This window comes from Streptomyces sp. HNM0645 (genome assembly GCF_030056615.1).
GTDB classification, from domain to species: domain Bacteria; phylum Actinomycetota; class Actinomycetes; order Streptomycetales; family Streptomycetaceae; genus Streptomyces; species Streptomyces marianii.
Genome location: NZ_JASHLT010000039.1, coordinates 17,680 through 42,701 on the forward strand (window position 1 = coordinate 17,680; position 25,022 = coordinate 42,701).

18 protein-coding genes are annotated in these 25,022 nt (G+C 72.8%); 9 read left to right on the plus strand and 9 right to left on the minus strand.

The annotated features are described in order from the left end of the window. Positions 1 to 182 precede the first annotated feature (182 nt). Positions 183 to 1,778: an alpha/beta hydrolase gene (locus QMZ92_RS24715; protein WP_283299665.1), complete on the plus strand. Its 1,596-nt coding sequence runs from the start codon at positions 183 to 185 to the stop codon at positions 1,776 to 1,778. Between the two features lie 64 nt (positions 1,779 to 1,842). Here QMZ92_RS24715 and hemQ read toward each other — a convergent pair whose 3' ends face one another. After that, positions 1,843 to 2,562, minus strand: a complete 720-nt coding sequence (gene hemQ, locus QMZ92_RS24720; protein WP_138052550.1) for a hydrogen peroxide-dependent heme synthase — start codon at positions 2,560 to 2,562, stop codon at positions 1,843 to 1,845. 4 nt (positions 2,563 to 2,566) lie between these two features. After that, a complete protein-coding gene (gene hemG, locus QMZ92_RS24725; RefSeq protein ID WP_283299666.1) occupies positions 2,567 to 4,012 on the minus strand; it encodes a protoporphyrinogen oxidase in 1,446 nt (481 codons plus the stop codon). Between the two features lie 269 nt (positions 4,013 to 4,281). Here hemG and QMZ92_RS24730 point away from each other — a divergent pair, with 269 nt between their 5' ends. Both QMZ92_RS24730 and QMZ92_RS24735 read left to right on the plus strand, forming a co-directional pair. Beyond that, positions 4,282 to 5,217, plus strand: a complete 936-nt coding sequence (locus QMZ92_RS24730) for a DUF4349 domain-containing protein (RefSeq protein WP_283299667.1) — start codon at positions 4,282 to 4,284, stop codon at positions 5,215 to 5,217. 28 nt (positions 5,218 to 5,245) lie between these two features. Further along, positions 5,246 to 6,616, plus strand: a complete 1,371-nt coding sequence (locus QMZ92_RS24735) for an FAD-dependent oxidoreductase (protein WP_283299669.1) — start codon at positions 5,246 to 5,248, stop codon at positions 6,614 to 6,616. Between the two features lie 73 nt (positions 6,617 to 6,689). Here QMZ92_RS24735 and hemE read toward each other — a convergent pair whose 3' ends face one another. Continuing rightward, the gene (gene hemE, locus QMZ92_RS24740) at positions 6,690 to 7,802 is read right to left on the minus strand and encodes a uroporphyrinogen decarboxylase (protein ID WP_502962126.1); all 1,113 of its coding nucleotides are present in this window, start codon (positions 7,800 to 7,802) and stop codon (positions 6,690 to 6,692) included. Between the two features lie 90 nt (positions 7,803 to 7,892). Here hemE and QMZ92_RS24745 point away from each other — a divergent pair, with 90 nt between their 5' ends. From QMZ92_RS24745 to QMZ92_RS24765, 5 genes are all read left to right on the plus strand, one after another. Beyond that, complete coding sequence (locus tag QMZ92_RS24745) at positions 7,893 to 8,561, plus strand: DUF3000 domain-containing protein (RefSeq protein WP_283299671.1); 669 nt, start codon at positions 7,893 to 7,895, stop codon at positions 8,559 to 8,561. Between the two features lie 452 nt (positions 8,562 to 9,013). Further along, positions 9,014 to 9,676, plus strand: a complete 663-nt coding sequence (locus tag QMZ92_RS24750) for a helix-turn-helix transcriptional regulator (protein ID WP_093651875.1) — start codon at positions 9,014 to 9,016, stop codon at positions 9,674 to 9,676. 80 nt (positions 9,677 to 9,756) lie between these two features. Next, complete coding sequence (locus tag QMZ92_RS24755) at positions 9,757 to 11,040, plus strand: HRDC domain-containing protein (RefSeq protein ID WP_283299672.1); 1,284 nt, start codon at positions 9,757 to 9,759, stop codon at positions 11,038 to 11,040. Positions 11,041 to 11,641: 601 nt separating this feature from the next. After that, entirely contained in the window at positions 11,642 to 12,892 is a 1,251-nt protein-coding gene (locus QMZ92_RS24760; protein WP_283299673.1) for a thiolase family protein, read from the plus strand. Positions 12,893 to 12,965: 73 nt separating this feature from the next. After that, positions 12,966 to 15,095: a 3-hydroxyacyl-CoA dehydrogenase NAD-binding domain-containing protein gene (locus tag QMZ92_RS24765; protein WP_283299674.1), complete on the plus strand. Its 2,130-nt coding sequence runs from the start codon at positions 12,966 to 12,968 to the stop codon at positions 15,093 to 15,095. Between the two features lie 138 nt (positions 15,096 to 15,233). Here the strand turns inward: QMZ92_RS24765 and QMZ92_RS24770 are convergent, their stop codons facing one another. Continuing rightward, positions 15,234 to 16,343: a DUF8189 domain-containing protein gene (locus QMZ92_RS24770; RefSeq protein ID WP_283299709.1), complete on the minus strand. Its 1,110-nt coding sequence runs from the start codon at positions 16,341 to 16,343 to the stop codon at positions 15,234 to 15,236. A gap of 172 nt (positions 16,344 to 16,515) precedes the next feature. On the opposite strand from QMZ92_RS24770, the gene QMZ92_RS24775 reads away from it, so the two are divergent. After that, positions 16,516 to 16,887, plus strand: coding sequence for a PIN domain-containing protein (locus QMZ92_RS24775; RefSeq protein WP_283299675.1), 372 nt, complete (start codon positions 16,516 to 16,518; stop codon positions 16,885 to 16,887). A gap of 860 nt (positions 16,888 to 17,747) precedes the next feature. On the opposite strand, the gene QMZ92_RS24780 is transcribed toward QMZ92_RS24775, so the two are convergent. The 5 genes from QMZ92_RS24780 to QMZ92_RS24800 form a co-directional block, all read right to left on the minus strand. After that, on the minus strand, positions 17,748 to 19,259 hold the full coding sequence (locus QMZ92_RS24780) for an amino acid permease (RefSeq protein ID WP_283299676.1): 1,512 nt from the start codon (positions 19,257 to 19,259) through the stop codon (positions 17,748 to 17,750). A gap of 170 nt (positions 19,260 to 19,429) precedes the next feature. Next, positions 19,430 to 21,397, minus strand: a complete 1,968-nt coding sequence (dxs, locus tag QMZ92_RS24785) for a 1-deoxy-D-xylulose-5-phosphate synthase (protein ID WP_283299710.1) — start codon at positions 21,395 to 21,397, stop codon at positions 19,430 to 19,432. A gap of 243 nt (positions 21,398 to 21,640) precedes the next feature. Continuing rightward, complete coding sequence (locus QMZ92_RS24790) at positions 21,641 to 22,936, minus strand: sugar ABC transporter permease (RefSeq protein WP_283299677.1); 1,296 nt, start codon at positions 22,934 to 22,936, stop codon at positions 21,641 to 21,643. Then, positions 22,933 to 23,721, minus strand: a complete 789-nt coding sequence (locus QMZ92_RS24795; RefSeq protein ID WP_283299678.1) for an ATP-binding cassette domain-containing protein — start codon at positions 23,719 to 23,721, stop codon at positions 22,933 to 22,935. Before QMZ92_RS24795 ends, QMZ92_RS24790 begins: the two co-directional genes overlap by 4 nt. 168 nt (positions 23,722 to 23,889) lie before the next feature. Beyond that, entirely contained in the window at positions 23,890 to 25,002 is a 1,113-nt protein-coding gene (locus QMZ92_RS24800; protein WP_283299679.1) for a substrate-binding domain-containing protein, read from the minus strand. Between the last annotated feature and the right edge of the window lie 20 nt (positions 25,003 to 25,022).

The window sequence follows — 25,022 nt, forward strand, 5'->3', positions numbered from 1 at the left end:
CGTGACGCCTGGCCGCGGACACCCGACGCCCGGCACCCCGGAGCGGACGCGTCACGTCTGACGTGTGAGACATCACGCGTGCCGCAAAAGGGTCATCGACCGCGACACCCGAACAAGATCCTTTACAAAGTCCGTTGTTCTGGTGACCTTCGAGCCACGACCGGTGGCACGAAGGGAACGAGATGAGAGCAGCAGCCCTGTACGGAGCCGCCGGCTCCCTGATCCTCTCCGCCCTCACGGCGGCCCCGGCCGCCGGTGCACCACCGCACGCCGCCCGGGAGGACCGCGGCACCCTCGTCGCCGCCGCCCGTGCCGTGGCCGCCGGCGTCACGTTCGGGGCGTGCCCCGCGGAGGAGGACCTGCCGCCCATCGTCGAGTGCGCCGTCGTCCGGGTCCCGCTCGACTACGCCGAACCGTGGGGCCGGCAGATCGGTCTCGCCGTCAGCCGGGTGAAGGCGACGGGTGGGCCGTCGGTACGTCAGGGTGCGCTCCTGTACAACCCCGGCGGCCCCGGCGGTTCCGGCATGTACTTCCCCGCGCTCGCCAAGGAGCCCGCGTGGAAGCGCATCGCGGAGGCGTACGACATGGTGGGCTACGCGCCGCGCGGCGTGGGCCGTTCCGCGCCGATCTCCTGCGAGCACCCGGTGGAGTTCACCAAGGGCCCCACCGCCGCTCCCGTCCATCCCTCCGCCGCCGAGAAGCGGAAGGGCATCGCGCGTGCGCGCGCGTACGCACGCGGCTGCGCGCACAACGCCGGTCCGGCGCTCCGGCACTACCACTCGCTGAACAACGTCCGTGATCTGGAGGTGCTGAGGGCGGCCCTCGGCGAGCGGCGGCTCACCTTCCTGGGCGCCTCCTACGGCACCTACCTGGGTGCCCTGTACGCGGTGATGTTCCCCGAGCGGGTGCGGCGCATGGTGCTCGACTCGCCCGTCGACCCGGACCCGGCGAAGGTCTGGTACCGCAGCAACCTGGAGCAGTCACTCGCGTTCGAGGGCCGCTGGGCGGACTTCCGCGCCTGGGTCGCCCGGCACCACGCCACGTACGGCCTCGGCGCAACTCCGCAGCAGGTGCAGGACAGTTACGACCGAGCCCGCGCCCAGCTGGCGAGGAGACCGGCGGACGGCACCGTCGGGCCGGGCCAGTTGCACTCGGCGTTCACCCGGACCGTCTACAACGACCTGTACTGGCCGCGCCGCGCCCTCGCGCTGTCGGCGTATCTGAAGGGCGATCCACGGCAACTCGTCAAGCAGGCGAAGCCCCGAGCCTCGGCGGCGGCCGAGGAGGAGAACGGCAACGCCGTCTACACCGCCGTGCAGTGCAACGACGCTCCCTGGCCCGGGGACTGGGCGGTGTGGGACCGGGACAACACCGCGCTGGCGCGGCGGGCGCCGTTCGAGACCTGGGCCAATGTCTGGATGAATCTGCCGTGCGCGTACTGGCAGCCGCCGCGGCAGCGTCCGGTCGACGTGCGCACGGGGCCGGGGGACGTGCCGCCGCTGCTGATCCTGGCGGCCGAGCGGGACGCTGCCACCCCGTACGCGGGTGCCCTGAGGCTGCAGGAGCGCCTCGCGGGTTCCGTGCTGGTCACGGAGCGGGGTGCGGGAACGCACGGCATCTCGGGCGGCGACAACGCCTGCGTCAACCGCCACATGGAGGCGTACCTGCTGACCGGCAGGACGCCGGTGCGGCGCGCTTCGTGCGCGCCGCACCCGCAGCCGGACCCGGTGTCGCTGGACCAGCGGGCGGTCGAGCGCGTGCTGCCGCCCGCTGTCTGATCTTCCGGGTCAAAGGGAGGCGGGCCGCCCTTGCGGGAGCCCGCCTCCGGGTCGTTCGGGGCCGTCAGGCCAGACCGGCCACCAGATCCGCGACGCTCTTGCGGCGCCCGGTGAAGAAGGGGACCTCCTCGCGGACGTGCATCCGGGCCTCGGAGGCACGGAGGTGGCGCATGAGGTCGACGATCCGGTACAGCTCGTCGGCCTCGAAGGCCAGCAGCCACTCGTAGTCGCCGAGGGAGAAGGAGGCGACCGTGTTGGCGCGCACGTCCGGGTAGCCGCGGGCCATCTTGCCGTGGTCGGCGAGCATGCGGCGGCGGTCCTCGTCGGGCAGCAGGTACCAGTCGTAGGAGCGCACGAACGGGTACACCGAGACGTAGTCGCGCGGCGTCTCGTCGGCGAGGAAGGCCGGGATGTGCGACTTGTTGAACTCGGCGGGACGGTGCAGCGCCATGTTCGACCAGACCGGCTCCAGTGCACGGCCGAGGCGCGTGCGGCGGAACAGGTTGTACGCCTCCTGGAGCTGGTCCGCGGTCTCGGCGTGCCACCAGATCATCAGGTCGGCGTCGGCGCGCAGACCGGACAGGTCGTACGTGCCGCGGACGGTGACGTCCTTCGCCGCGAGCTGGTCGAACAGCTCCTGGACCTCGTCCGCGTACCCGGCGCGGTCCGCGTCCTGCGGCAGCACGTCCCGCAGCCTGAAAACGGACCACAGGGTGTAGCGGATGACCTCGTTGAGGTCCTTCGCCTTCTTACCGGCGTTCGGGATCTTTTCGGGCGCACTCATAGGGCTATTCTCGCCCGTCACGGACAGTGCCCTGAACCAGGGGGGCCGTGGCGATGATCTCGTCCGCCGCGCGCTGTCCGCTGCCGACGCAGGCGGGGATGCCCACGCCGTCGTACGCCGCCCCGCAGATCCGCAGCCCGGGCAGCGCGGCCACGGCGTCCCGGATGCGGGCGACCCGGCCGAGATGCCCGACCGGGTACTGCGGCAGTCCGCCGATCCAGCGGGTGACCTCGGTGGCGACGGGGCGCGCGGTGAGTCCGGTGGCCTCGGCGAGGTCCTTGAGGGAGGCGGCGACGAGGTCCTCGTCCTCCCGGTCGAGTTGTTCCTCCTCGCCGTGGCGGCCGACGGAGGTGCGCAGCAGGAACAGTCCGGGGGCGCGCTCGGCGACCCAGCCCCACTTCCGGGCGGAGAACGTGGACGCCTTGATCGTGCGTCCGTCGACCGGCGGTACGAGGAAACCGGATCCGGCGGGCAGCGCTTCCGTGTCACCGCTGCGGAACGCGAAGGTGACGAGCGCCATCGACGCGTACTCGACGCCGGCGAGTTCGGCGGAGGCGGCCGGGGCGGCGTCGGCGAGGAGCGCGCAGGCCGACCAGGCAGGGGTGGCGAGGACGACGGCGTCGGCGGTGAGCTCGCGCTCGTCGGTGCGGATCCGCCAGCCGTCGGTGCCGCGGGCCAGGCCCCGTACGGGCGTCCCGGTGAGGATCTCCCCGCCGGCGGCCCGGACGGCGTCGGCGACCGCGGGCGGGAGGGTACCGATGCCGCCGTCGAGGCCCATGAAGACGGGGCCGGTCTCCTGCCGCTCGGCGGCCCGGCGCTGCACCTCGCGGACGCCCTCCAGCAGGCTGCCCCCGGCCGCCCTGGCCGCGTCGAAGAGGGCGGGGACGGCGGCCCGCATGGAGATGCGGTAGGCGTCGCCCGCGTACACGCCGCCGAGCAACGGCTCGACGAGCCGGTCGACGACCTCGCGGCCGAGGCGTTCGGCGACGAATCCGCCGACGGCGACGTCGTCCCCGAGTTCGGCGGGGGGCAGTTCGCGCTCCCGCCCGATCCTGGCGATGCCCTCGGCGGACAGCAGCCCGGAGAGTGCCTCGGGGCTACCGGGGACGCCCATCACATGGCCTCGGGGCATGGGCCGCAGGGCGTCGCGGGTCCACACGGAGGCGGCGGTGGTGGCGGGGGCCTGCAGCCGGTCGCCGAGCCCGACGGCGCGTGCGAGGGCGACCGCCTCGGGCCGGCGGGCGAGCACCGACTCGGCGCCGAGGTCGACGGGGGCTCCGGCGATCTCTCCGGTCAGGAGCTTGCCGCCGAGCTGGTCGGTGGCCTCCAGCAGGGTCACCCGCACGCCGGACGTGGCCAGCCGGTGGGCCGCTGCGAGGCCGGCGATCCCGCCGCCGATGACGACGACGCGGCCGGCGCCGGACGGGGGGTGCTCGGACGAGGGCAACATGCCTCCACTCTCTCAAACCGCTCCGGGCCGGACGGCATCGGCTCGGACGCCCGGCCGGCGTCCCGTCCCTCCGGGGGCACGGTGCGCGCCGTCGCACGGGCCGTGCGTCCCGTGCGACGCGGTCCGCGGTCGCGTCGCACCGCACGGTGGCCCGGCGTGCCGTAACGAGTCCCTACCGTGACCGCTTCGGAACCGGGATGGGGCAACCCCGTTCGGCGGCCGCACGTCGAACCGGCACCGAACCCACCGCATCCCTTGGGGGGACCATCATGCGTGCACGGCACAGGCCGGCGGCGGCACTTCTCGTCGCCTCACTCGCACTCGCCGGCTGCGGCGCCTCCGACGACGAGTCCGCCTCCACCGCCGACCGGTCCGTCGCGGGCGAGGCCTCGAAGGCCGATGCCCCCGGCGCGGCCGCCGACGCCGCGGCCGGGGCCGCGGGGCCGAAGGCCGGCGGGCCCGGTGACGGCGGCGGGCAGCGGCTGCCCGCGACGCACGTCATCAGGACCGCCGAGCTGGCCGTTGAGGTCGGGGACGCCGCCCGCGCGCTCGCGGGGATCCGTACCGCGGTCGAGGGGGCCGGCGGGCATGTCGCCGACGAGTCCACGGAGCGGGTCGACGGGGACCGGGTCGAGTCGACGGTGGTGCTGCGGGTGCCGCAGGACCGGTACGCGTCGGTCCTCGCCCGGCTCTCGGGTTCCGGGAAGCTGCTGTCCCGCAAGGCTGACGCCAAGGACGTCACCGACCAGGTCGTCGACGTGGAGAGCCGGGTCGCGACGCAGCGGGCGAGCGTGGCACGGGTGCGGGCGCTGATGGACCGGGCGACGAAGCTGTCGGACGTGGTCACGCTGGAGGGCGAGCTGAGCAGGCGTCAGGCCGAGCTGGAGTCCCTGCTGGCCCGCCGGGCGTCGCTGGAGGACCGGACGACGATGGCGACGATCACGCTGCGGCTGTCCGAACCCGAGAAGCGGGAGCGTCCGGGTGAGGAGGGCGCTCCGGGGTTCCTGGACGCGCTGGCGGGGGGCTGGGACGCGCTGGCGTCGACCGCCCGGTGGGCGGCCGCTGTTGCGGCCGCGGTGTTCCCGTTCGGCGCCGCGCTCGCGCTGCCGTACGCGGTCTGGCGGTGGCTGGTCCGGCCGATGCGGGCGCGGCGGACCGCCCGGGGTTCCGGCGCCTCGTCGGCACAGGGCCCCGGGCAGGACTGAACGGCCGCTCCCCCGTAGCGTGTTCCGCATGGAACGCATGGTGGTCGTCGGCGGCGACGCGGCGGGGATGTCCGCCGCGTCGCAGGCGCGCAGGCTCAGGGGTCCCGGGGAACTGGAGATCGTCGCGTTCGAGCGCTCCCCCTTCGCCTCGTACTCGGCGTGCGGCATCCCGTACTGGGTCGGCGGCGACGTGGCGGAGCGGGACTCGCTCATCGCACGGACGCCCGAGGAACACCGGGAGCGCGGTATCGACCTCCGGATGCGCCACGAGGTCACGGAGATCGACGTCGCGGCCCAGCGGGTCAGGTCCCGGGACCTGGTGGCGGGCACCGAGACGTGGACGGGCTTCGACAAGCTCGTCATCGCGACCGGTGCCCGGCCGGTGCGGCCTCGGCTGCCGGGTATCGACGCCCCGGGGGTGCACGGTGTGCAGACCCTCGACGACGGCCAGGCCCTGCTGGACGCGCTCGGCAGGACGGCGGGCCGCCGCGCGGTGGTCGTCGGCGCCGGCTACATCGGTGTGGAAATGGCGGAAGCGCTGCTGAAACGCGGCTTCGACGTCACGGTCGTCAACCGCGGGGAGCAGCCGATGGCGACGTTGGACCCCGACATGGGCCTGCTGGTGCACGAGGCGATGGACGCCCTGGGCATCACCACCGTCGACGACGCCGATGTGACGGGCATCCCGACCGGCGAGGACGGCCGGGTGCGCGCGGTGTCGACGGCGGAGGGGGAGTACCCGGCCGACGTGGTGGTGCTGGGGATCGGCGTGGAGCCGGAGACGACCCTCGCGGGGGCGGCCGGCCTGCCCCTCGGGGTGTACGGGGGGCTGCTCACCGACCGTGCCATGCGGGTGCGCGGTCACGAGAACGTCTGGGCCGGCGGCGACTGCGTAGAGGTGCACGACCTGGTGTCGGGCCGGGAGCGCCACGTCGCTCTCGGTACGCACGCGAACAAGCACGGCCAGGTCATCGGCGCCAACGTGGGCGGCGGCTACGCGACCTTCCCCGGCGTCGTCGGCACGGCCGTGAGCAAGGTGTGCGACCTGGAGATCGCCCGCACGGGTCTGCGCGAGAAGGACGCCCGCGAGGTGGGGCTGCGCTTCGTGACGGTGACCGTCGAGTCGACGAGCCGGGCGGGCTACTACCCGGACGCCGCCCCGATGACCGTCAAGATGCTCGCCGAGCTCCGCACGGGGCGCCTGCTGGGCGTGCAGATCGTGGGGCGTGAGGGCGCGGCGAAGCGGGTGGACGTCGCGGCGGTCGCGCTGACCGCCGGGATGACGGTGGAGCAGATGACCGCCCTGGACCTCGGCTACGCACCGCCGTTCTCCCCGGTGTGGGACCCGGTGCTGGTGGCGGCGCGCAAGGCGACGGCTGCGGTGGCGAAGGCGGGCTGACGCCCGGGGCGGCTCCGCCGGCGGGCCCGCCCCGGGCGTGCCGGGTGCGGGGGACGTGGCCCGCCGCGGGCTGTCAGCGTGCCGTCTGCGTGTGGACGTACTCCACGAGCCGGGTCAGGGCGTCGGGGTCGGTCGTCGGCAGCACGCCGTGGCCGAGGTTGAAAACGTGGCCCTCCAGGCCGCGTGCCGCGTCCAGGACCTCGCGGGTCCTGGCTTCGACGGCCTCCCGGGTGGAGAACAGCACCGCCGGGTCCAGGTTGCCCTGGAGCGCCTTGCCGGGCCCCACGCGGCGGGCCGCCTCGTCGAGCGGCACGCGCCAGTCGACGCCGACGACGTCCGCGCCGGCCTCGCCCATCGGGCCGAGCAGTTCGCCGGTCCCGACGCCGAAGTGGATGCGCGGCACACCGTACCCCTCGACCGCGGCGAAGACCTTCGCGGACGCGGGCATGACGAAGCGGTGGTAGTCCGCGGGGGCCAGCGCGCCGACCCAGGAGTCGAAGAGCTGCACCGCGGAGGCGCCGGCCTCGATCTGCACCTTCAGGAAGGCCGAGGTGATCCCGGCGAGCCGGTCGAGCAGGTCGGCCCACAGCTGCGGGTCGCCGTACATGAGCGCCTTGGTGTGCTCGTGGTTGCGGGACGGGCCGCCCTCGACGAGGTAGCTGGCAAGGGTGAACGGGGCACCGGCGAAGCCGATGAGCGGGGTGGCGCCGAGCTCACCGGTGAGCATCCCGATCGCCTCGGTGACGTACGCGACGTCCTCGGGGGTCAGGTCGCGCAGCCGGGCGAGGTCCTCGCGGCGACGGATCGGCTCGGCGACGACCGGGCCGACGCCGGGCTTGATGTCGAGGTCGATGCCGATGGCCTTGAGCGGCACGACGATGTCGCTGAAGTAGATCGCGGCGTCCACCTTGTGGCGGCGCACCGGCTGCAGCGTGATCTCGGTGACGAGCTCGGGCCGCATGCACGACTCCAGCATCGGGATGCCCTCGCGCACCTTCAGGTACTCGGGCAGCGACCGTCCCGCCTGCCGCATGAACCACACCGGCGTGTGCGGCACGGGTTCGCGTCGGCACGCCTTCAGGAAGGCGGAGTCCCGCAGGGCGTCGGTCGTCGTCTGCTGGCCCTCGGACGGGGCGTCCCCGGCGGGGGCGGTGCTCCGAGCCGGGGGAAGGTCGTTGGCGCTCACGCCCAGAATCTTCGCATGTGCGGGCACGGAGCATGCGCGGGTGGGTGTCCCTCCCTGCGCCGGGCCCGCGTTCCGCCTACTCTTCCCCGCATGGCTGCGGCTCAGGGACAGTTCTCCGATCCATCCGACGGCGCCGAGGACACGGAAGGCGCCGAGCGGAACTCCGTGCCGCGGGCGTTCCGCCTCGCGGTCGACGCGCTGCGCGCGGCACGACCGCGGCCCGGGATCGAGGTGGACCCGGCCCGGCCGCCTCAGCGCCTCGCCCCGCACGCGTACGCCCTGGAGGCGGCGGTCGTCGACGACGGCGAGGACCTCGCGGACGGCCGGCTGGTCCTGCTGCACGACCCGGCCGGGCACGACGCGTGGCAGGGCACGTTCCGGCTGGTGACGCTGGTGCGCGCCGAGTTGGAGCCGGAGATGGCGGCGGACCCGCTGCTGCCGGAGGTGTGCTGGTCGTGGCTGACCGGAGCGCTGGAGGCGAGGAACCTCTCGTACGGGGAGCCGAGCGGCACCGTCACCCGGGCGGGGTCTCACTACTTCGGTGGACTCGCGGACCGCCGCCCGGCGACGCAGATCGAGATCCGGGCGTCCTGGACCCCTCGCGAGGGCCGCGACGGGGCGCCGGACACCGCGGCGCACCTCGCGGCCTGGTGCGACCTGCTCTGCCAGATCGCCGGCCTGCCGCCCGCGGGCGTCCCCGACGGCACGACGGCGGGCGTCGTCACTCTGCCGCAGCGCCGGGGCCCGCACGCGCCGTAGCTCCGGGGGCGGCGGGCACACGGCGCGCCGGGGCCGGAGTTCGGGCGCGACAAGGCGGAGCGGCGGCGCACGGCGCGGTGGGGGCGAGTGCAGGCACCCGAAGGCGAGCCGGGCCGCCGGACGGAGATCGGTGCGGTCGCGACGCGGGTGCGCAGGCCGTCGGCGGATCCGCCGGGGCGGCGGGCGCCGGGTGCCTCCGGCGGCCGGCCGCCCGGGGTCCCGGACGGCGGTGCCGGCCGCAGGTGCGGCACGCGGAAGGACACCGGGGATGTCCGGACAAGGTCACAGCATGATCGATCACGCGTCCTAATTGCCGGAATTGTTACTCACCAAATCGTGATCTTTCTCTAAAGGCGACCAGGTTTGCTGCCGAAGAGGTGGTGACCCATCAAGCACGGTTCGCCCCGGCTTCATCCCCGAGCCGGCTCTCCCCCACCTTCCCAGGAGGCCTGGTGTCCGTTCTCCTCGAGCAGCCCGCAAGCCTGGTCGCCTACCGCCCGAACAAGCCGACGGCCATGGTCGTCGTGGCCGACCCGCGCGTCCGCTCCACCGTCACCCGCCACCTGTGGGCGCTCGGGGTGCGCGACGTCATCGAGGCGTCGTCCATCGCGGAGGCCCGTCCCCGCGTCGGCAACCCGCGCGACATCTGCGTGGCCGACGTCCACCTGCCCGACGGCAGCGGGCTGACCCTGCTGTCCGAGACACGCGCCGCGGGCTGGCCCAACGGCCTCGCCCTCTCCGCCGCGGACGACATCGGCGCGGTCCGCAACGCGCTGGCCGGTGGGGTCAAGGGCTACGTCGTGACCGGCACGCGCACCAACCTCGGCCACCCCACCCGCCCCGGAGCCGCCCCGATCGGCGCCGCGGCCGCCCGGCTGCACCGCCGTCCCCCCGGCGCCCCGAGCCACCCGGGCGGCTACCGCGAACTGTCCGGCCGCGAGGTGGAGGTGCTCCGGCTGGTCGCCGAGGGGCAGTCGAACAAGGCGATCGGCGTCTCGATGGGCCTGTCCGCGCTGACGGTGAAGAGCCACCTGGCCCGCATCGCGCGCAAGCTGGGCACCGGTGACCGCGCCGGCATGGTGGCCGTTGCGCTGCGCACCGGCATCATCCACTGAGCCTCCTCCACACCGGTCCGGTGCCCGTCGACGGAACGTTCCGTCGACGGGCGCTTGCCGTTGACGGATACCCTTGACAGGTGACCGACGCCCAAGAGACCGCAGCAGAGCCGGACCTGCGCACCACCGGGGGCGGCCCCCCGGACGACGGCGTCTCTGACGAAGGGGCGCCGATCCCCCTGCTGGAGCCGCGGGAGGGCATCCCTCCGGTGGTCTCCACGCCCGAGGCACTGGAGTCCGTCGTCGCCGCGTTCACCTCCGGCACCGGTCCCGTCGCCGTCGACGCCGAACGCGCGTCCGGCTACCGCTACGGGCAGCGCGCGTACCTCGTGCAGCTGCGCCGCCAGGGCGCCGGCACGGCGCTCGTCGACCCGGTCGGCTGCCCCGACCTCTCCCCGCTCGGCGACGCGCTCACCGGCACCGAGTGGATCCTCCACGCGGCCACCCAGGACCTCCCGTGCCTGCGCGAAATAGGCATGCTGCCGACGAGGCTCTTCGACACCGAACTCGCCGGGCGGCTCGCGGGCTTCCCCCGGGTGGGCCTCGGGGCCATGGTCGAGTCGGTGCTCGGCTACGCCCTGGAGAAGGGCCACTCGGCGGTGGACTGGTCCACCCGCCCCCTCCCCGAGCCCTGGCTGCGGTACGCGGCGCTCGACGTCGAGCTGCTCGTGGACCTGCGGGACGCACTGGAGAAGGAACTGGACCGGCAGGGGAAGCTGGAGTGGGCGCGGCAGGAGTTCGACGCCATCGCCTCGGCCCCGCCCGCACCCCCGCGCAAGGACCCGTGGCGGCGTACGTCGGGCATGCACAAGGTCCGCCGCCGCCGTCAGATGGCCGTCGTACGGGAACTGTGGACGGCCAGGGACAAGGTGGCGCAGCGTCGCGACGTGTCCCCCGGCAAGGTGCTCGGCGACGCGGCGATCATCGAGGCGGCGCTGGCGCTCCCGCTGAACGTGCACGCACTCACGGCCCTGCCCGGGTTCGGGCACCGCATGGGCCGGCGGCAGCTGGAGCAGTGGCAGTCGGCGGTGGACCGGGCACGCGCGCTGTCGGAGGCGGAGCTGCCGCAGCCGGGGCAGCCCGTGGCCGGACCGCCCCCGCCGCGCTCCTGGGCGGACAAGGACCCGGTGGCGGCGGCGCGGCTGTCCGCGGCGCGGGCGGCGGTGTCCGCGCTGGCGGAGCAGCTGAACCTGCCCCAGGAGAACCTGATCACGCCGGACACGGTGCGGCGCCTGTGCTGGGAGCCGCCGGCGGACCCGGGCCCGGAGGCGGTCGCCTCGGCACTGGCCGCGCTGGGTGCGCGGCCGTGGCAGGTCGAGCTGGTGACGCCGCTCCTGACGAGGGCGCTCCAGGCGACTCCCTGACGCCGTGCCGCGCGGGCCCCGGGCGGTCGCACGTCCGTGCACGGCGCCGCACGCACGCGCGGCGTCCGTCGTGGTCCGCGGCAGGTGCGGCGCCCGGCGGGCCTCCGGCCCGCCTGCGGGACGGCATGGGCCCGGCCCCGGACCGTGCACCGGCTGCGGTCCCGTCGGGGCGCGGCAGATGACGGAACGTCCCGAGCACCCCCCGCCGCGCCCGGACCCCTTCCGCGGCCCGTGGGCACCCGGTGGGAAAGGCGCCGCCGCCACGTACGGCCGTCCGCCCGGTGCGCGGGCGCCGTGGAAGCCGTGCGGCCCCTGCGCCGGGAACGGGCCCGCGGGCCCCGCGGACACCCCCGCCCGTCCCCAACCGCCGCGGCCCCGCACGGGAGACGCCGCGCGGGCGTGTCGCACGCTGCGCGCGACCCGCCCGGTGCGCCTGCGGGGCGCCGACGCCGGTGGCGCGGAGTTCTCGCGTGTGACGTTCACCGCTCCCGCCGCGAGGGGTGGGCAACCCAGTTACCCGCAAGTAGCATGAGGGCAGCAAGCGCACGCTTAGCCGCGCGCCACGCAGCAGTGCCACCCCGCACCCTGGAGGAGAGCCATCGTGCCTCGTACCGTCAGGGACGTCGTCTTCGTCGACGGCGTCCGCACCCCGTTCGGCAAGGCGGGCCCGAAGGGCATCTACCACGAGACCCGTGCCGACGATCTCGTCGTGAAGGCCATCCGGGAGCTGCTGCGCCGCAACCCGGACCTCGACCCCAAGAAGATCGACGAGGTCGCCATCGCCGCGACCACGCAGATCGGCGACCAGGGCCTGACCATCGGCCGCACCGCCGGCATCCTCGCGGGTCTGCCGCAGTCCGTCCCGGGCTACTCCATCGACCGCATGTGCGCGGGCGCCCTGACCGCCGTGACCTCGGTCGCCGGGTCCGTCGCCTTCGGCGCGTACGACGTCGCCATCGCCGGCGGCGTGGAGCACATGGGCCGCCACCCGATGGGCGAGGGCGTGGACCCGAACCCGCGCTTCGTGTCGGAGAAGCTCGTCGACCAGTCCGCCCTCTTCATGGGCATGACCGCCGAGAACCTGCACGACCGCTACCCCACGATCACCAAGCAGCGCGCCGACGAGTACGCCGTGCGCTCGCAGGAGAAGGCCGCCAAGGCGTACGCCGACGGCAAGATCCAGCAGGACCTGGTGCCGGTGTCGGTGCGCCGCACCGCTGTACCCGAGGGCGGCTCCGCCGCGGGCGAGGCCGGCGAGACCGGCTGGGGCCTGGTCACCGCCGACGAGCCGATGCGCCCGGGCACCACGCTGGACAACCTCAAGGGCCTCAAGACGCCCTTCCGCGTCCACGGCCGCGTCACCGCCGGCAACGCCGCGGGCCTCAACGACGGCGCCACCGCCTCGCTGATCGCCTCCGAGGACTTCGCCCGGGAGAACAACCTCCCCGTCAAGATGCGCCTGGTCTCGTACTCCTTCGCCGGCGTCGAGCCCGAGGTCATGGGCTACGGTCCGATCCCCGCGACGGAGAAGGCCCTCGCCCAGGCGGGGCTGTCCATCGACGACATCGGCCTGTTCGAGATCAACGAGGCGTTCGCCGTCCAGGTGCTCGCCTTCCTCGAGCACTACGGCATCGCCGACGACGACGCCCGGGTGAACCAGTACGGCGGCGCCATCGCCTTCGGCCACCCGCTGGCCTCCTCCGGTGTGCGTCTGATGACGCAGCTGGCGCGGCAGTTCGAGGAGCAGCCGGAGGTCCGCTACGGCCTCACCACGATGTGCGTCGGCTTCGGCATGGGCGCCACCGTGATCTGGGAGAACCCGCACCACAAGGACGCCGGAGGCAACAAGTGACCGAGCGCAGCGAGCGAACCATGGAGAGGTGCAGCATGTGCGAACGCCCCACCGAGCGAAGCGAGGTTGCGGCATGAGCACCACCGCAGAGCTCCTGAAGGGCGCGGCCGAGCTGTTCCCGGACGAGGTCGTCACCCAGGCGCACGTACGCCACCTCGACCTTCCCGGCGGCGCGGGCCGGTTCGCCCTCATCACGCTGGACAACGGCCTGGACCACACCAAGCCGACGACCTTCGGCCCGCAGTCGCTGGCGAACCTCAGCACCGCGATCGACCAGGTGGAGAAGGAGGCGTCCGAGGGCGCGATCGTCGGCGCCGGTATCACCGGCAAGCCGTTCATCTTCGCCGTCGGCGCCGACCTCAAGGGCGTCGAGCTGCTGAAGCAGCACTCGGACGCGCTCGCCATCGGCAAGGGCGGCCACGACGTCTTCAAGCGGCTGTCCTCGCTCGCCGTCCCGACCTTCGCCTACTACAACGGCGCGGCGATGGGCGGCGGCGTCGAGGTGGGTCTGCACTGCTCCTACCGCACGGTGTCCAAGGCCCTGCCGGCCTTCTCGCTGCCCGAGGTCTTCCTCGGTCTGGTTCCCGGCTGGGGCGGCTGCACGATCCTGCCGAACCTGATCGGGGCGGACCGCGCCGTCTCGGTGATCATCGAGAACTCGCTCAACCAGAACAAGCAGCTCAAGGGCGTCCAGGTGCACGAGCTCGGCATCGCCGACGCGATCTTCGAGGGCGCGGACTTCCTGGAGCAGTCGCTGATCTGGACCGCGTCCGTCCTCAAGGGCGAGATCGTGGTGGAGCGCCCCGAGATCGACCGCGGCGAGGCCTGGGACCAGGCCGTCGCCAAGGGCCGGTTCATCGCCGACTCCAAGGTGCACGGCGCCGCCCCGGCCGCCTACCGTGCCCTCGACATCATCGAGGCCGCCAAGGACGGCGACCTGCAGAAGGGCTTCGACGCCGAGGACACCGCACTGGCGGACCTCATCATGGGCGGCGAACTGCGTTCCGGCATCTACGCCTTCAACCTGGTGCAGAAGCGCGGCAAGCGCCCCGCTGGCGCCCCGGACAAGTCGCTGGCCCGCCCGGTCACCAAGGTCGGTGTCGTCGGCGCCGGTCTGATGGCCTCCCAGCTGGCGCTCCTGTTCCTGCGCCGCCTGGAGGTGCCGGTGGTCCTCACCGACATCGACCAGGAGCGCGTCGACAAGGGTGTGGGCTATGTCCACGCCGAGATCGAGAAGCTGCTGGGCAAGGGCCGCATCAACCAGGACAAGGCCAACCGCCTCAAGGCGCTGGTGACCGGCGTCCTGGACAAGGCCGAGGGCTTCGCGGACGCGGACTTCGTCATCGAGGCCGTGTTCGAGGAGATGACGGTCAAGCAGAAGGTGTTCGCGGAGGTCGAGGCCGTCGCCCCGGCGCACGCGATCCTCGCCACCAACACCTCCTCGCTGTCGGTGTCGGAGATGGCCTCGAAGCTCCGGAACCCGGAGCGCGTGGTCGGCTTCCACTTCTTCAACCCGGTCGCGATCCTGCCGCTGCTGGAGATCGTCCGCGGTGAGCGGACCGACGACGCCTCCCTGGCCACGGCCTTCGCCGTCGCCAAGAAGCTGAAGAAGACCGCGGTGCTCACCAAGGACGCCCCGGCGTTCGTCGTGAACCGCATCCTGACCCGCTTCATGGGCGAGATCCAGAACGTCATCGACGAGGGCACCCCGGTCGCGACCGCCGAGAAGGCGATCGAGCCGCTCGGTCTGCCGATGTCCCCGCTGGTGCTGCTGGAGCTGGTCGGCCCGGCGATCGGTCTGCACGTGTCCGAGACGCTGAACCGCGCCTTCCCGGAGCGCTTCACCGTCTCCCCGAACCTGAAGGCGGTCGTCGAGGCCGGCAAGCGCGGCTTCTACGTGTACGACAGCGGCAAGCCGGAGTTGGACCCGGAGGTCGCCGCGCTGCTGAAGCAGGGCGACAGCGTCCTGACGGAGGAGCAGGTCCGCGCCCGTGTCCTCGACGCGGTGGCGCAGGAGATCGGGCTGATGCTGGAGGAGGGTGTCGTCGCCGAGGCGCAGGACATCGACCTGTGCCTGATCACGGGCGCCGGCTGGCCCTTCCACCTGGGCGGCATCACGCCGTACCTGGACCGCGAGGGCGTCAGCGAGCGCGTCAACGGCAAGCGGTTCCTGGCGCAGGGCGTGGCGAGCGTCCCCGCGTGACCGGGTGACCGGGTGGCCGCCGCACCGGTGACGGTGCGGCGGTCATGCGGGCCGACAGGAACGGGCCGTACGGGAGGGATCCCGTACGGCCCGTTCTCGTGCGTCCGTCCCCGGTGCGCCCCGGCCGGGGCGCGGGCCTCACGCCCGCGTCCACGCCTCCATCGCCAGACCTGACTCCGACTTCTGCCGGGTCACGCGCAGGGAGCCGTCGGCGCCGAGGGCGGCGAGGACGACACGGCCGGTGCCGTCGATGGCGAGGGCCGGGGCGCCGGCACAAGGGTCGCCCGTGGGCGTCCAGTTGAGGCCGGAGGACTCCTCCTCCGTCGGGTACGCGGCGAGAGCCGGGCGGCCGTCGGCGCCGCGCTGGGCGAGGATCGTGCAGTCCTGCCCGTCGACGGGGGTACGGAGCACGGCGACCGGTCCGGTGCCGCCCTCGCCGCCGAGGGCCGCGGGCGCGGCCATGCCCTCGCGCCAGGCGTGGACGGCGCCCGTGGCCGCGTCGCGCCAGAAGTGCGTCAGCCGCTCGCGGCCGGTGCGCTCGGAGCTGACGGAGCCGTTGGCGGCGGAGAACGCGATGTCGTCGGCGCGCTGGAACTTCACGCCCTGGGTCTCCTGGTTCCACCGCAGCACGGCGTCCTCCGTCGGAGCGAGGACCTCCATCAGCCCGTGGTCGGTGACCGTCGCGGCGGGCAGGCCGAGCGTGCCGCTGCCCTTGAGGTCGGCCCACTTGTTCCACTTGCCGTTCGGCACCTGCGCCCGGCCGCAGACACCGCCGCCCGCGTTGCGCACGAAGACGTGGAGGGAGCCCTCCGAGTCCACGACGGCCGCGGGGAGCCCTGTGGTGGCCGCGAGGGCGCGGTCCTGGGCGTACGGGGTGCCGAGCGCGTACCAGTCCCGCAGGGGGCGCCCGGACTGGTACTGGATGGCCTGCACGACGTCCGTGGCGAACTCGCCGCCGGGGAGCGGGGTGCGCCGCAGCGCGACCAACTGCACATAGCCGTCCGAGCCCTGGGCGATCGCCAGGTACGGCAGGATGCCGGGGGCAGGGAACAGCTCGGGGCCGGTCCACTCGGGCCCGCCGGGCCGCTTCTCCGTCCAGCGCAGGACGCCGTCGGCGGCCGGCGTGTACGCGGAGAGCCGTCCGTCCTTGCCGCGCAGCAGCCAGCCGGCGGTCGACGGGAGCGCGGGGTCGGCGGGCAGCGAGGCCGTCGCCCGGGCCGCCCGGCGCTGCCGGCCTTCGGCGCCCACGCTGTCGGGCGGGGTGCCCGTCCGACGCTTCGACCGCCGCGCAGACCGCAATGACATGGCCCGTTGCCCACCTTCCCCGAGCGCCGTGCAAGCTCTTGATTCACGTGACGATAACACCCGGCGGCACACCGGTTCGCCCGCCCGCGGACCGGTCCTGTGACACGCTTCCGCCATGGTCCCTCTCCTGATCGTCGATGGCGCGAACGTGGTCGGTTCGGTACCGGACGGCTGGTGGCGCGACCGCCGGGGCGCGGCCGAGCGGCTGCGCGACGGACTGGTCCCGCTCGCCGAGGAGGGCATCCCCGGGCACCCCGGTCCGGTCGAGGTGGTCCTGGTCGTCGAGGGCCGTGCGAGGGGCGTCGGGCCCGTCCCCGGCGTACGGGTCGAGGCCGCGCCCGGCAGCGGGGACGACCGCGTCGTGGAACTGGTCCGGGAGAACGCCGGCCGTCCCGCCGTCGTGGTCACGGCCGACCGGGGACTGCGGGACCGGGTCGAGGCACTGGGCGCACGGGTCGTGGGGCCGCGCACGGTCCGCCGCGGCTGACCCCGCCCGCTCGCCCCTCGTCGCCACGTGGCCGTCTGGGCGTCCTCGGAGTTGAGGCCGACCGGGACCAGGAGGTACAGCACGCCGGCCGTGCGACCCGCCCGGTCGCCCCAGCGCTCGCGCGCGGCGGCGGCCAGGAGGGCGGCGGTGACCGGCTGGGCAACGACGGCGAGGACCTCGAGGGGACGGAGCGACTCGTCGCCGAAGACGGCGAGGCAGGCCTCGTACAGCCACGGGAGCAGGGGCGGTTTGCGGTCGACCACGGTGTCGTACAGCGCGCCGCCGTCGGCCGGTATCCGTGCCTGGACGGCGAGGCAGCCCTCGTCCGGGTTCCACCGGGGGTGCCGGAACGAGGGCAGCCGGGTCACCGATGCCAGGACGGCGAGGGCCGGGAGCAGCCGCCGCCAGTAGCCGTCCGGCGGCGCCCCGGGGAGGGCCGGGGCGGGCGGGTCCGCGGGCGCGGGACGGACCGCGCCCGCCGGGGGCGTAACGCGGTGACGGCGGTCGCTCGACGAGCACGCGCACGCACTGTTGGCCCCTCATCCCCGGCTATGACGGGAGACAAGGAGTGCCATGTGCGTGTGGTGGTGGCCCGGCACCGGGTGCGCACGCCGTCCGGTACCGGCGGGTGCTCCGACCGGTGCGCGCCGACTGGTGCCACGTCGGCTGGTGCCGCGTCGGGCAAGGTCTGCGCGTCAAGGAGCGGCGCCCGGTGCATGGGGTCTCCCCCGGTCCTCCGGGCCGGGGGGAAGAACCGCAAGGCGCCGGACCGCCCTCGTGGTGGGCCTGCCCGGTTGGTTCGGCAACGCCGCGAGTCGCCGTGCCGGGGCGAACGTCGCCTGACGCGCCACTGGCCATGGCTAGTACTCGGCGTTCTTGCCCACCTTGCCGAGGCGGCTGTGGGAGCGGCCGTACAGGTAGTAGACGACCACGCCGATCGCCATCCACACGGCGAACCGGAGCCAGGTCTCCGCCGGGAGGTTCAGCATCAGCCAGAGCGACGCCGCGATCGACACGACGGGCAGGACCGGGACCCAGGGGGTCCGGAACGCGCGGTGCAGGTCCGGCCGGGTGTTGCGGAGGATGATGACGCCGAGGGCCACGATGACGAAGGCGAAGAGCGTGCCGATGTTCACCAGGGCGGCGAGCGCCTCGAGGCTGGTGAAACCCGCGATGATCGCGATCACCACGCCGAGCACGATGGTCGCCCGGTGGGGCGTGCGGAACTTCGGGTGGGTGACGGAGAAGAAGCGCGGCAGCAGTCCGTCGCGGCTCATCGCGAAGAACACCCGGGTCTGGCCCAGCAGCAGGATCATGCAGACGGTGATGAGCCCCACGACCGCGCCGAGGCTGATGGCGCCGGCGAAGAAGGGCTGGTCGACCGCCTTGAAGGCGTCGGCGAGCGGGGCCGTCGCCGACATCTCCGTGTAGTGCTGCATACCGGTGACGACGATGGTCACGGCCACGTACAGCAGGGTGCAGATGAGGAGGGAGCCCAGGATTCCGCGCGGCATGTCCCGCTGGGGGTTCCTGGTCTCCTCGGCGGCGGTGGCGACGACGTCGAAGCCGATGAAGGCGAAGAAGACGATGGCGGCCGCGGTGAAGATGCCCATGACGCCGAAGTTGGTGGGCTCGTATCCGAACAGCGCCTGCACCAGCGGCGCCGCGAGGCCGCCGCCCGTCTCCTGTGGCTGGGCCGGGGGGATGAACGGCACGTAGTTGTCCGCCTTGATGAAGAAGGCGCCGGCGACGATGACCAGGAGCACCACGGTGACCTTGATCGCGACGACGATCGCGGTGATCCGGGCGGACAGCTTCATGCCGATGACGAGGACCGCGGTCAGCACCAGGATCAGCAGGAAGGCCAGCAGGTCGAAGTGGCCTCCCGCGTCGGGCCCGGAGAGCGCGGCGGGCATCTGCCAGCCGAGGTTGGTCTCCAGGAGGGCGCGCGCGTACCCGGACCAGCCGACCGCCACCACCGCCGTACCGAGGGCGAACTCCAGGACCAGGTCCCAGCCGATGATCCAGGCGGGCAGTTCGCCGATCGAGGCGTACGAGAAGGTGTAGGCCGAGCCTGCCACCGGAACGGTGGACGCGAACTCGGCGTAGCAGAGCGCGGCGAGGGCGCAGACGACGCCCGCGGCGACGAAGGACAGAGCGGTCGCGGGCCCGGCGTTCTCCCTGGCGGCGATACCCGTCAGGACGAAGATGCCCGTGCCGATGATGACACCGACGCCGAAGACGGTGAGGTCCCAGGCGGAGAGCGACTTCTTGAGCGCGTGCTCCGGCTCCTCCGTGTCCCGGATCGACTGCTCGACCGTCTTGGTCCGGAACGCCCCGGTGCTCCTCGGGGGCTGCTGCTGTGTGCTCACCGGCGTACCTCCGTACCCATGGCCGTATGGCCATGATCGAGAGGAGTGCGGGACCTCGCCCGCCCACGGAGTCCGTTTCACACGAAAGGACCGGCCGGAAACCGCTCACGGTACTCCGACCGGCCCAATCCGTCTCCGTCCACCGGGTGCGCGCCGGGCGGCGCGCCCGCTCAGTCCCGCGCCGGCTCGGCGGTCCTGCTGGGCTCGTCGTCGAGTCGGCCGTCCAGCCTGGCGACGAGACCGGTGACCTGGCGGGCGATGTCCGGAGCGGTCAGCCCGATCTCCGCCATGACCTCCTTGCGGGAGGCGTGGTCCAGGAAGCGCGGCGGGATGCCGAAGTCGCGCAGCGGCAGGTCCACTCCGGCGTCGCGCAGTGCCTGGGACACGGCGGCGCCGACACCGCCGACACGGCCGTTGTCCTCGACGGTGACGACGACCCGGTGCCGCTCGGCGAGCGGGGCGAGGGCCTCGTCGACCGGCTTGACCCAGCGGGGGTCGACGACGGTGGTGGAGATGCCCTGCTTGTCGAGGAGGTCGGCGATCTCCAGGCACATCGGCGCCAGGGCGCCGACGGAGACGAGGAGGACGTCGGGCCTGGGGGTACCTCCCATGCCCGAAGGGCCATCGGGGACGGTACCCGGCTCGCGCAGGACGTCCATGCCGCCGACGCGGCCGACGGCCGGGACTGCGGGGCCGACCACGCCCTTGGAGTAACGGACCACGGTCGGCGCGTCCTCGACCTCGACGGCCTCGCGGAGCTGGGCGCGCAGCTGCTCGGCGTCCCGCGGGGCGGCCATCCGCAGGGTCGGGACGACCTGGAGGATCGACATGTCCCACATGCCGTTGTGGGAGGCGCCGTCGTCGCCGGTGACGCCGGCCCGGTCCAGGACGAACGTGACCCCGCACCCGTGCAGGGCCACGTCCATCAGCACCTGGTCGAAGGCGCGGTTGAGGAAGGTGGCGTAGACGGCGAAGACCGGGTGGAGCCCGCCGGTGGCCAGACCGGCGGCGGAGGTCGCCGCGTGCTGCTCGGCGATACCGACGTCGAACACGCGCTCCGGGAAGGTCTCGGCGAACTTCTTCAGGCCGACGGGCTGGAGCATCGCCGCGGTGATGGCGACGACGTCCTCGCGCTCCCGGCCGAGCTTGACCATCTCGTCGCCGAAGACGGACGTCCAGCTGGCCGCCGAGGCCTTCACCGGCAGGCCGGTGTCGGGGTGGATCGGGCCGATGCCGTGGAAGCGGTCGGCCTCGTCCTGCTCCGCGTGCTGGTAGCCGCGGCCCTTCTCGGTGAGGCAGTGCACGATGACCGGGCCGCCGAACCGCTTGGCGCGGGTCAGCGCGGACTCCAGGGCCTCGATGTCGTGGCCGTCGATGGGGCCGACGTACTTCAGGCCGAGGTCCTCGAACATGCCCTGCGGGGCGATGAAGTCCTTCAGGCCCTTCTTGGCGCCGTGCAGGGTCTCGTAGAGCGGCCTGCCGACGACGGGCGTGCGCTCCAGGATGTCCTTGCCGCGTGCGAGGAAACGCTCGTAGCCGTCGGTGGTGCGCAGGGTGGCCAGGTGGTTGGCGAGGCCGCCGATCGTCGGGGCGTAGGAGCGCTCGTTGTCGTTGACGACGATGACGAGCGGGCGGTCCTTGGCGTCCGCGATGTTGTTCAGCGCCTCCCAGGCCATCCCGCCGGTGAGGGCCCCGTCACCGATGACCGCGACGACGTGGTCGTCCTTCTTCAGCACCTCGTTGGCCTTGGCGAGGCCGTCCGCCCAGCCGAGGACCGTCGAGGCGTGCGAGTTCTCGATCACGTCGTGCTCGGACTCGGCGCGCGAAGGGTAGCCGGACAGGCCCCCCTTGGCGCGGAGCCGGGAGAAGTCCTGGCGCCCGGTCAGCAGCTTGTGGACATAGCTCTGGTGCCCGGTGTCGAAGAGGACCTTGTCGTTCGGTGAGTCGAAGACGCGGTGCAGGGCGATGGTCAGCTCGACCACGCCGAGGTTGGGACCGAGATGGCCGCCGGTCTTGGAGACGGCGTCCACGAGAAAGGTGCGGATCTCTGCGGCCAGCAGGTCGAGCTGCTCCGGGCTGAGCCGGTCCAGGTCGCGCGGTCCTCTGATACGGGTAAGCAGCTCCCACCCGTCGCCCACCGCCACCCTTGAACGACGCGCTACGCGCGGCTGCGTCACCGTGCCTCCTTGCGTTCGAGCTGGTCGAGCTTGCCGATCTGCCGAGTCTAATCTTCCGCTCCCGGCCGCTGTCATCGGGCGGTGCGTTCCGCGTCACGCCATCGGAGGACACGGAGGCCCCGGGGGACGCCCGCGGGCTCCCCGGGAGAACACGCAGCAGTGCCCGGCGCCGGTTCCGGCGCCGGGCACTGCTGGCGGTGGCCGCTACGCGCGGCCGGCGGTCTTCTGCGTCTTGCGCGTGACCGAGTCGATCACGACGGTGGCGAGGAGCACACCACCGGTGATCATGAACTGGATCGGGGTGGCGATGCCCTCCAGCGCGAGACCGTACTGGATGGAGACGATCACCATGACGCCGAGCAGCGCGTTCCAGGTGCGGCCGCGGCCGCCGAAGAGGCTGGTGCCACCGATGACGGCCGCCGCGATGACGTTCATCAGCAGCTCACCGGCGCCGGCGCTCTGGTTGGCGGCGGCGATCTTGGAGGCCCAGAACAGGCCGCCGACGGCCGCGAAGGTGCCGGCGATGGCGAAGACCGAGATCCGGACCGCGGTGACGTTGATGCCCGCGCGGCGGGACGCCTCGACGCTGCCGCCGAGCGCGAAGATCTTCCGGCCGTAGGCGGTGCGCCGCAGGACGAAGTCGGTGATCACCAGGACCACGAGGAACAGCACCAGCGCCAGGGGCAGGCCCTTGTACTGGTTGAGCATGTACGCGGCGCCGAAGGACACGACGGCGAGCAGGACCGTACGGAACACGATGTCGCCGAGCGGCCGGGACGGGATGCCGGCCGCGTCACGGCGGCGGCTGTCGAGGAACGCGGAGAGGAAGAACAGAGCCACGGCCAGCCCGGCGAGACCGTAGGCCGCCGCCACGTCGGAGAAGTAGTACGTGGTCAGCTTGGCGACGACGCCGTCGCCGTCCAGGTTGATCGTGCCCTGGGAGCCGAGGAGCTGGAGCATGAAGCCCTGCCAGAACAGCAGGCCCGCCAGGGTGACGGCGAAGGCGGGCGCGCCGATCCGGGCGAAGAAGAAGCCGTGGAGGGCTCCGATGACCGCTCCACCGGCGATCGCGACCACCAGGGCCAGCCACTCGTTCATCCCGTTCGTGACGCTGAGGACGGCCACGATCGCGCCCGAAACGCCGCTGACCGCGCCGACGGACAGGTCGATCTCCCCGAGCAGCAGCACGAAGATGATGCCCACGGCCATCATGCCGGTGGCGACCATCGTGACCGCGATGTTGCTGAGGTTCTGCGCGGAGAGGAACTGCGAGTTCAGGCTCTGGAAGATCGCGCAGATCAGGATCAGGCCGATGACGACCGGGATGGAGCCCAGGTCGCCGGCGTGCAGCTTGCGCTTGAACTCCGCGATGTAGCCGCCGAAGCCCTGCTCGCGCACGAGGAGGCGGGGGTCGACCGCGGTCACCGCGTCGTGCGCGGCATCCGGGTTGACCACCCGGTGGCGGCCGCCCGCGGGGGCCGGAGTCTTGTCGATGCTCACTTCTGCGCCTCCGAGGTGCGCGCCGCACGACGGGTCACGGCGTTGTCCGTGGCGCCGGTGATGGCGGAGATGATCTCTTCCTGCGAGGTGGACTTGACGTCGAAGACGCCGTTGTTCCGGCCGAGCCGGAGCACCGCCACCCTGTCGGCGACGGCCTTCACATCGGCCATGTTGTGGCTGATGAGGATGACCGCGTGGCCGCGTTCCCGCAGCCGCTCCACCAGGTCGAGCACCTGCGCGGTCTGCTCGACGCCGAGCGCCGCGGTGGGCTCGTCGAGGATGACGAGCTTGGGCGCGCCGAGCATCGAACGGGCGATGGCCACGGTCTGCCGCTGACCGCCCGAGAGCGAGGCGATCGGGATGCGGACGCTGGGGATGCGGATGGAGAGCGTGCTCAGCAGCTCGCGCGAGCGGCGCTCCATCTCGACCTCGTCGAGGACGCCGCGCTTGCGGAGTTCCCGGCCGAGGTACAGGTTGCCGACGACGTCGATGTTGTCGCACAGCGCGAGGTCCTGATAGACGGTCGCGATGCCCAGGTTCTGGGCGTCGTGCGGCTTGCCGATCGACACGGCCCTGCCTTCCCACTCGATGACGCCCTCATCGATGGGGTGCACGCCGGCGATCGTCTTGACCAGCGTGGACTTTCCGGCGCCGTTGTCGCCCACCAGGGCGACGACCTCACCGGCGTGGACCTCAAGCTCTACGTCGGTGAGCGCCTGAACGGCACCGAACCGCTTGGAGACCCCGCGCAACGCCAGCACGGGCGTAGCGGACACGTGAACCATCTCCTTCGCCGCCTGACCGGCGGGATGCCGCGCCGGGAGGGATGGCGCGGAGGTTGAGCAGAAGCGGGGAGAAGCGTTTCTGTCCGGTGCCCCGACCCGATAGCGGGGGCTGGAAGGGGGCGGGGCACCGGCCAGGCTTCAGGGAGCGTCCCTCGGGGGACGTGGTGCCTACTTCAGGCCGATCGCGTCGCAGGCGGCCTTGAACTTCGGGGTGCAGATCTCGGCGGCGGTGTAGACGCCGTCCGCGATGACCGATTCCTTGATGTTGTCCTTGGTCAGCGAGATGACCGGGACGAGCACCGACGGGACGCCCTTGGCGGTCGGGCTGTCGACCTTGGACGTGGCGATCGCGTCCAGGCTCTGGCCCTTGGCGAGCGCGACGGCCATCTCGGCAGCCGCAGCGGCCTCCGGGGCGTACGGCTTGTAGACGCTCATGAACTGCTCGCCCGAGACGATGCGCTGCACACCGGCGAGCTCGGCGTCCTGGCCGGTGACCGGCGGGAGCTCGTCGAAGCCGCCGGCCTTCAGGGCGGTGATGATGCCGCCCGCCATGCCGTCGTTCGCGGAGTAGACGCCGACGATCTTGTCCTTGCCGAGGGCCGAGATCGCCGCCTCCATGTTGGCGTTGGCGTTCTCCGGCTTCCACTCCTTGGTGTCGTACTCCTTGCCGACGTTCACCTTGCCGTCGAGGACGCTGTGGGCGCCCTTCTTGAAGAGGGCGGCGTTCGGGTCGGTGATGGAGCCGTTCATCATGACGATCTGGCCGCTCTTGGCCTTGTCGCCCAGCGCCTTGAGGAGGGCCTCACCCTGGACCTTGCCGACCTCCTCGTTGTCGAAGGAGGTGTAGGCGTCGATGGGGCCCTCGGCGAGGCGGTCGAAGGCGACGACCGGGATACCGGCCTCCTTCGCCTTCTTCACGCCGCCCGCGATGGCCTTGGAGTCCACCGCGTCCACGATCAGCGCGTCGACCTTGTTGGTGATCATCGTGTCGACCTGCTGCGTCTGCAGCGTCGCGTCCTGCTTGGCGTTGGCGTAGACGACCTTCGCCTTGCCGTTCGTCAGCTCGCTGATCTTCTTCTCGATGAGCGGCTTGTCGAACTTCTCGTAGCGCGCGGTCTGGTTCTCCGGGAGCAGGAGACCGATGGTGAGGGCGTCACCCTTGGCGGCACCGGTCTTGGCGCCGTTCTCGCCGGACTCCTTGGCGCTGCCGCAGGCGGCGAGGGACACGGCCATCGCGGCGGCGCTCACTGCCACGGCGACGCGACGCATCTGCGTGTTCATTCAGAAACCTCCCTGACGAG

What these genes read in the sequence shown, in the direction of transcription:
- QMZ92_RS24715 (WP_283299665.1), top strand. Translation starts at nt 183, where the DNA reads ATGAGAGCAGCAGCCCTGTACGGAGCCGCCGGCTCCCTGATCCTCTCC.
- hemQ (WP_138052550.1), bottom strand. Translation starts at nt 2,562, where the DNA reads ATGAGTGCGCCCGAAAAGATCCCGAACGCCGGTAAGAAGGCGAAGGAC.
- hemG (WP_283299666.1), bottom strand. Translation starts at nt 4,012, where the DNA reads ATGTTGCCCTCGTCCGAGCACCCCCCGTCCGGCGCCGGCCGCGTCGTC.
- QMZ92_RS24730 (WP_283299667.1), top strand. Translation starts at nt 4,282, where the DNA reads ATGCGTGCACGGCACAGGCCGGCGGCGGCACTTCTCGTCGCCTCACTC.
- QMZ92_RS24735 (WP_283299669.1), top strand. Translation starts at nt 5,246, where the DNA reads ATGGAACGCATGGTGGTCGTCGGCGGCGACGCGGCGGGGATGTCCGCC.
- QMZ92_RS24745 (WP_283299671.1), top strand. Translation starts at nt 7,893, where the DNA reads ATGGCTGCGGCTCAGGGACAGTTCTCCGATCCATCCGACGGCGCCGAG.
- QMZ92_RS24765 (WP_283299674.1), top strand. Translation starts at nt 12,966, where the DNA reads ATGAGCACCACCGCAGAGCTCCTGAAGGGCGCGGCCGAGCTGTTCCCG.
- QMZ92_RS24775 (WP_283299675.1), top strand. Translation starts at nt 16,516, where the DNA reads ATGGTCCCTCTCCTGATCGTCGATGGCGCGAACGTGGTCGGTTCGGTA.
- QMZ92_RS24795 (WP_283299678.1), bottom strand. Translation starts at nt 23,721, where the DNA reads ATGGTTCACGTGTCCGCTACGCCCGTGCTGGCGTTGCGCGGGGTCTCC.
- QMZ92_RS24800 (WP_283299679.1), bottom strand. Translation starts at nt 25,002, where the DNA reads ATGAACACGCAGATGCGTCGCGTCGCCGTGGCAGTGAGCGCCGCCGCG.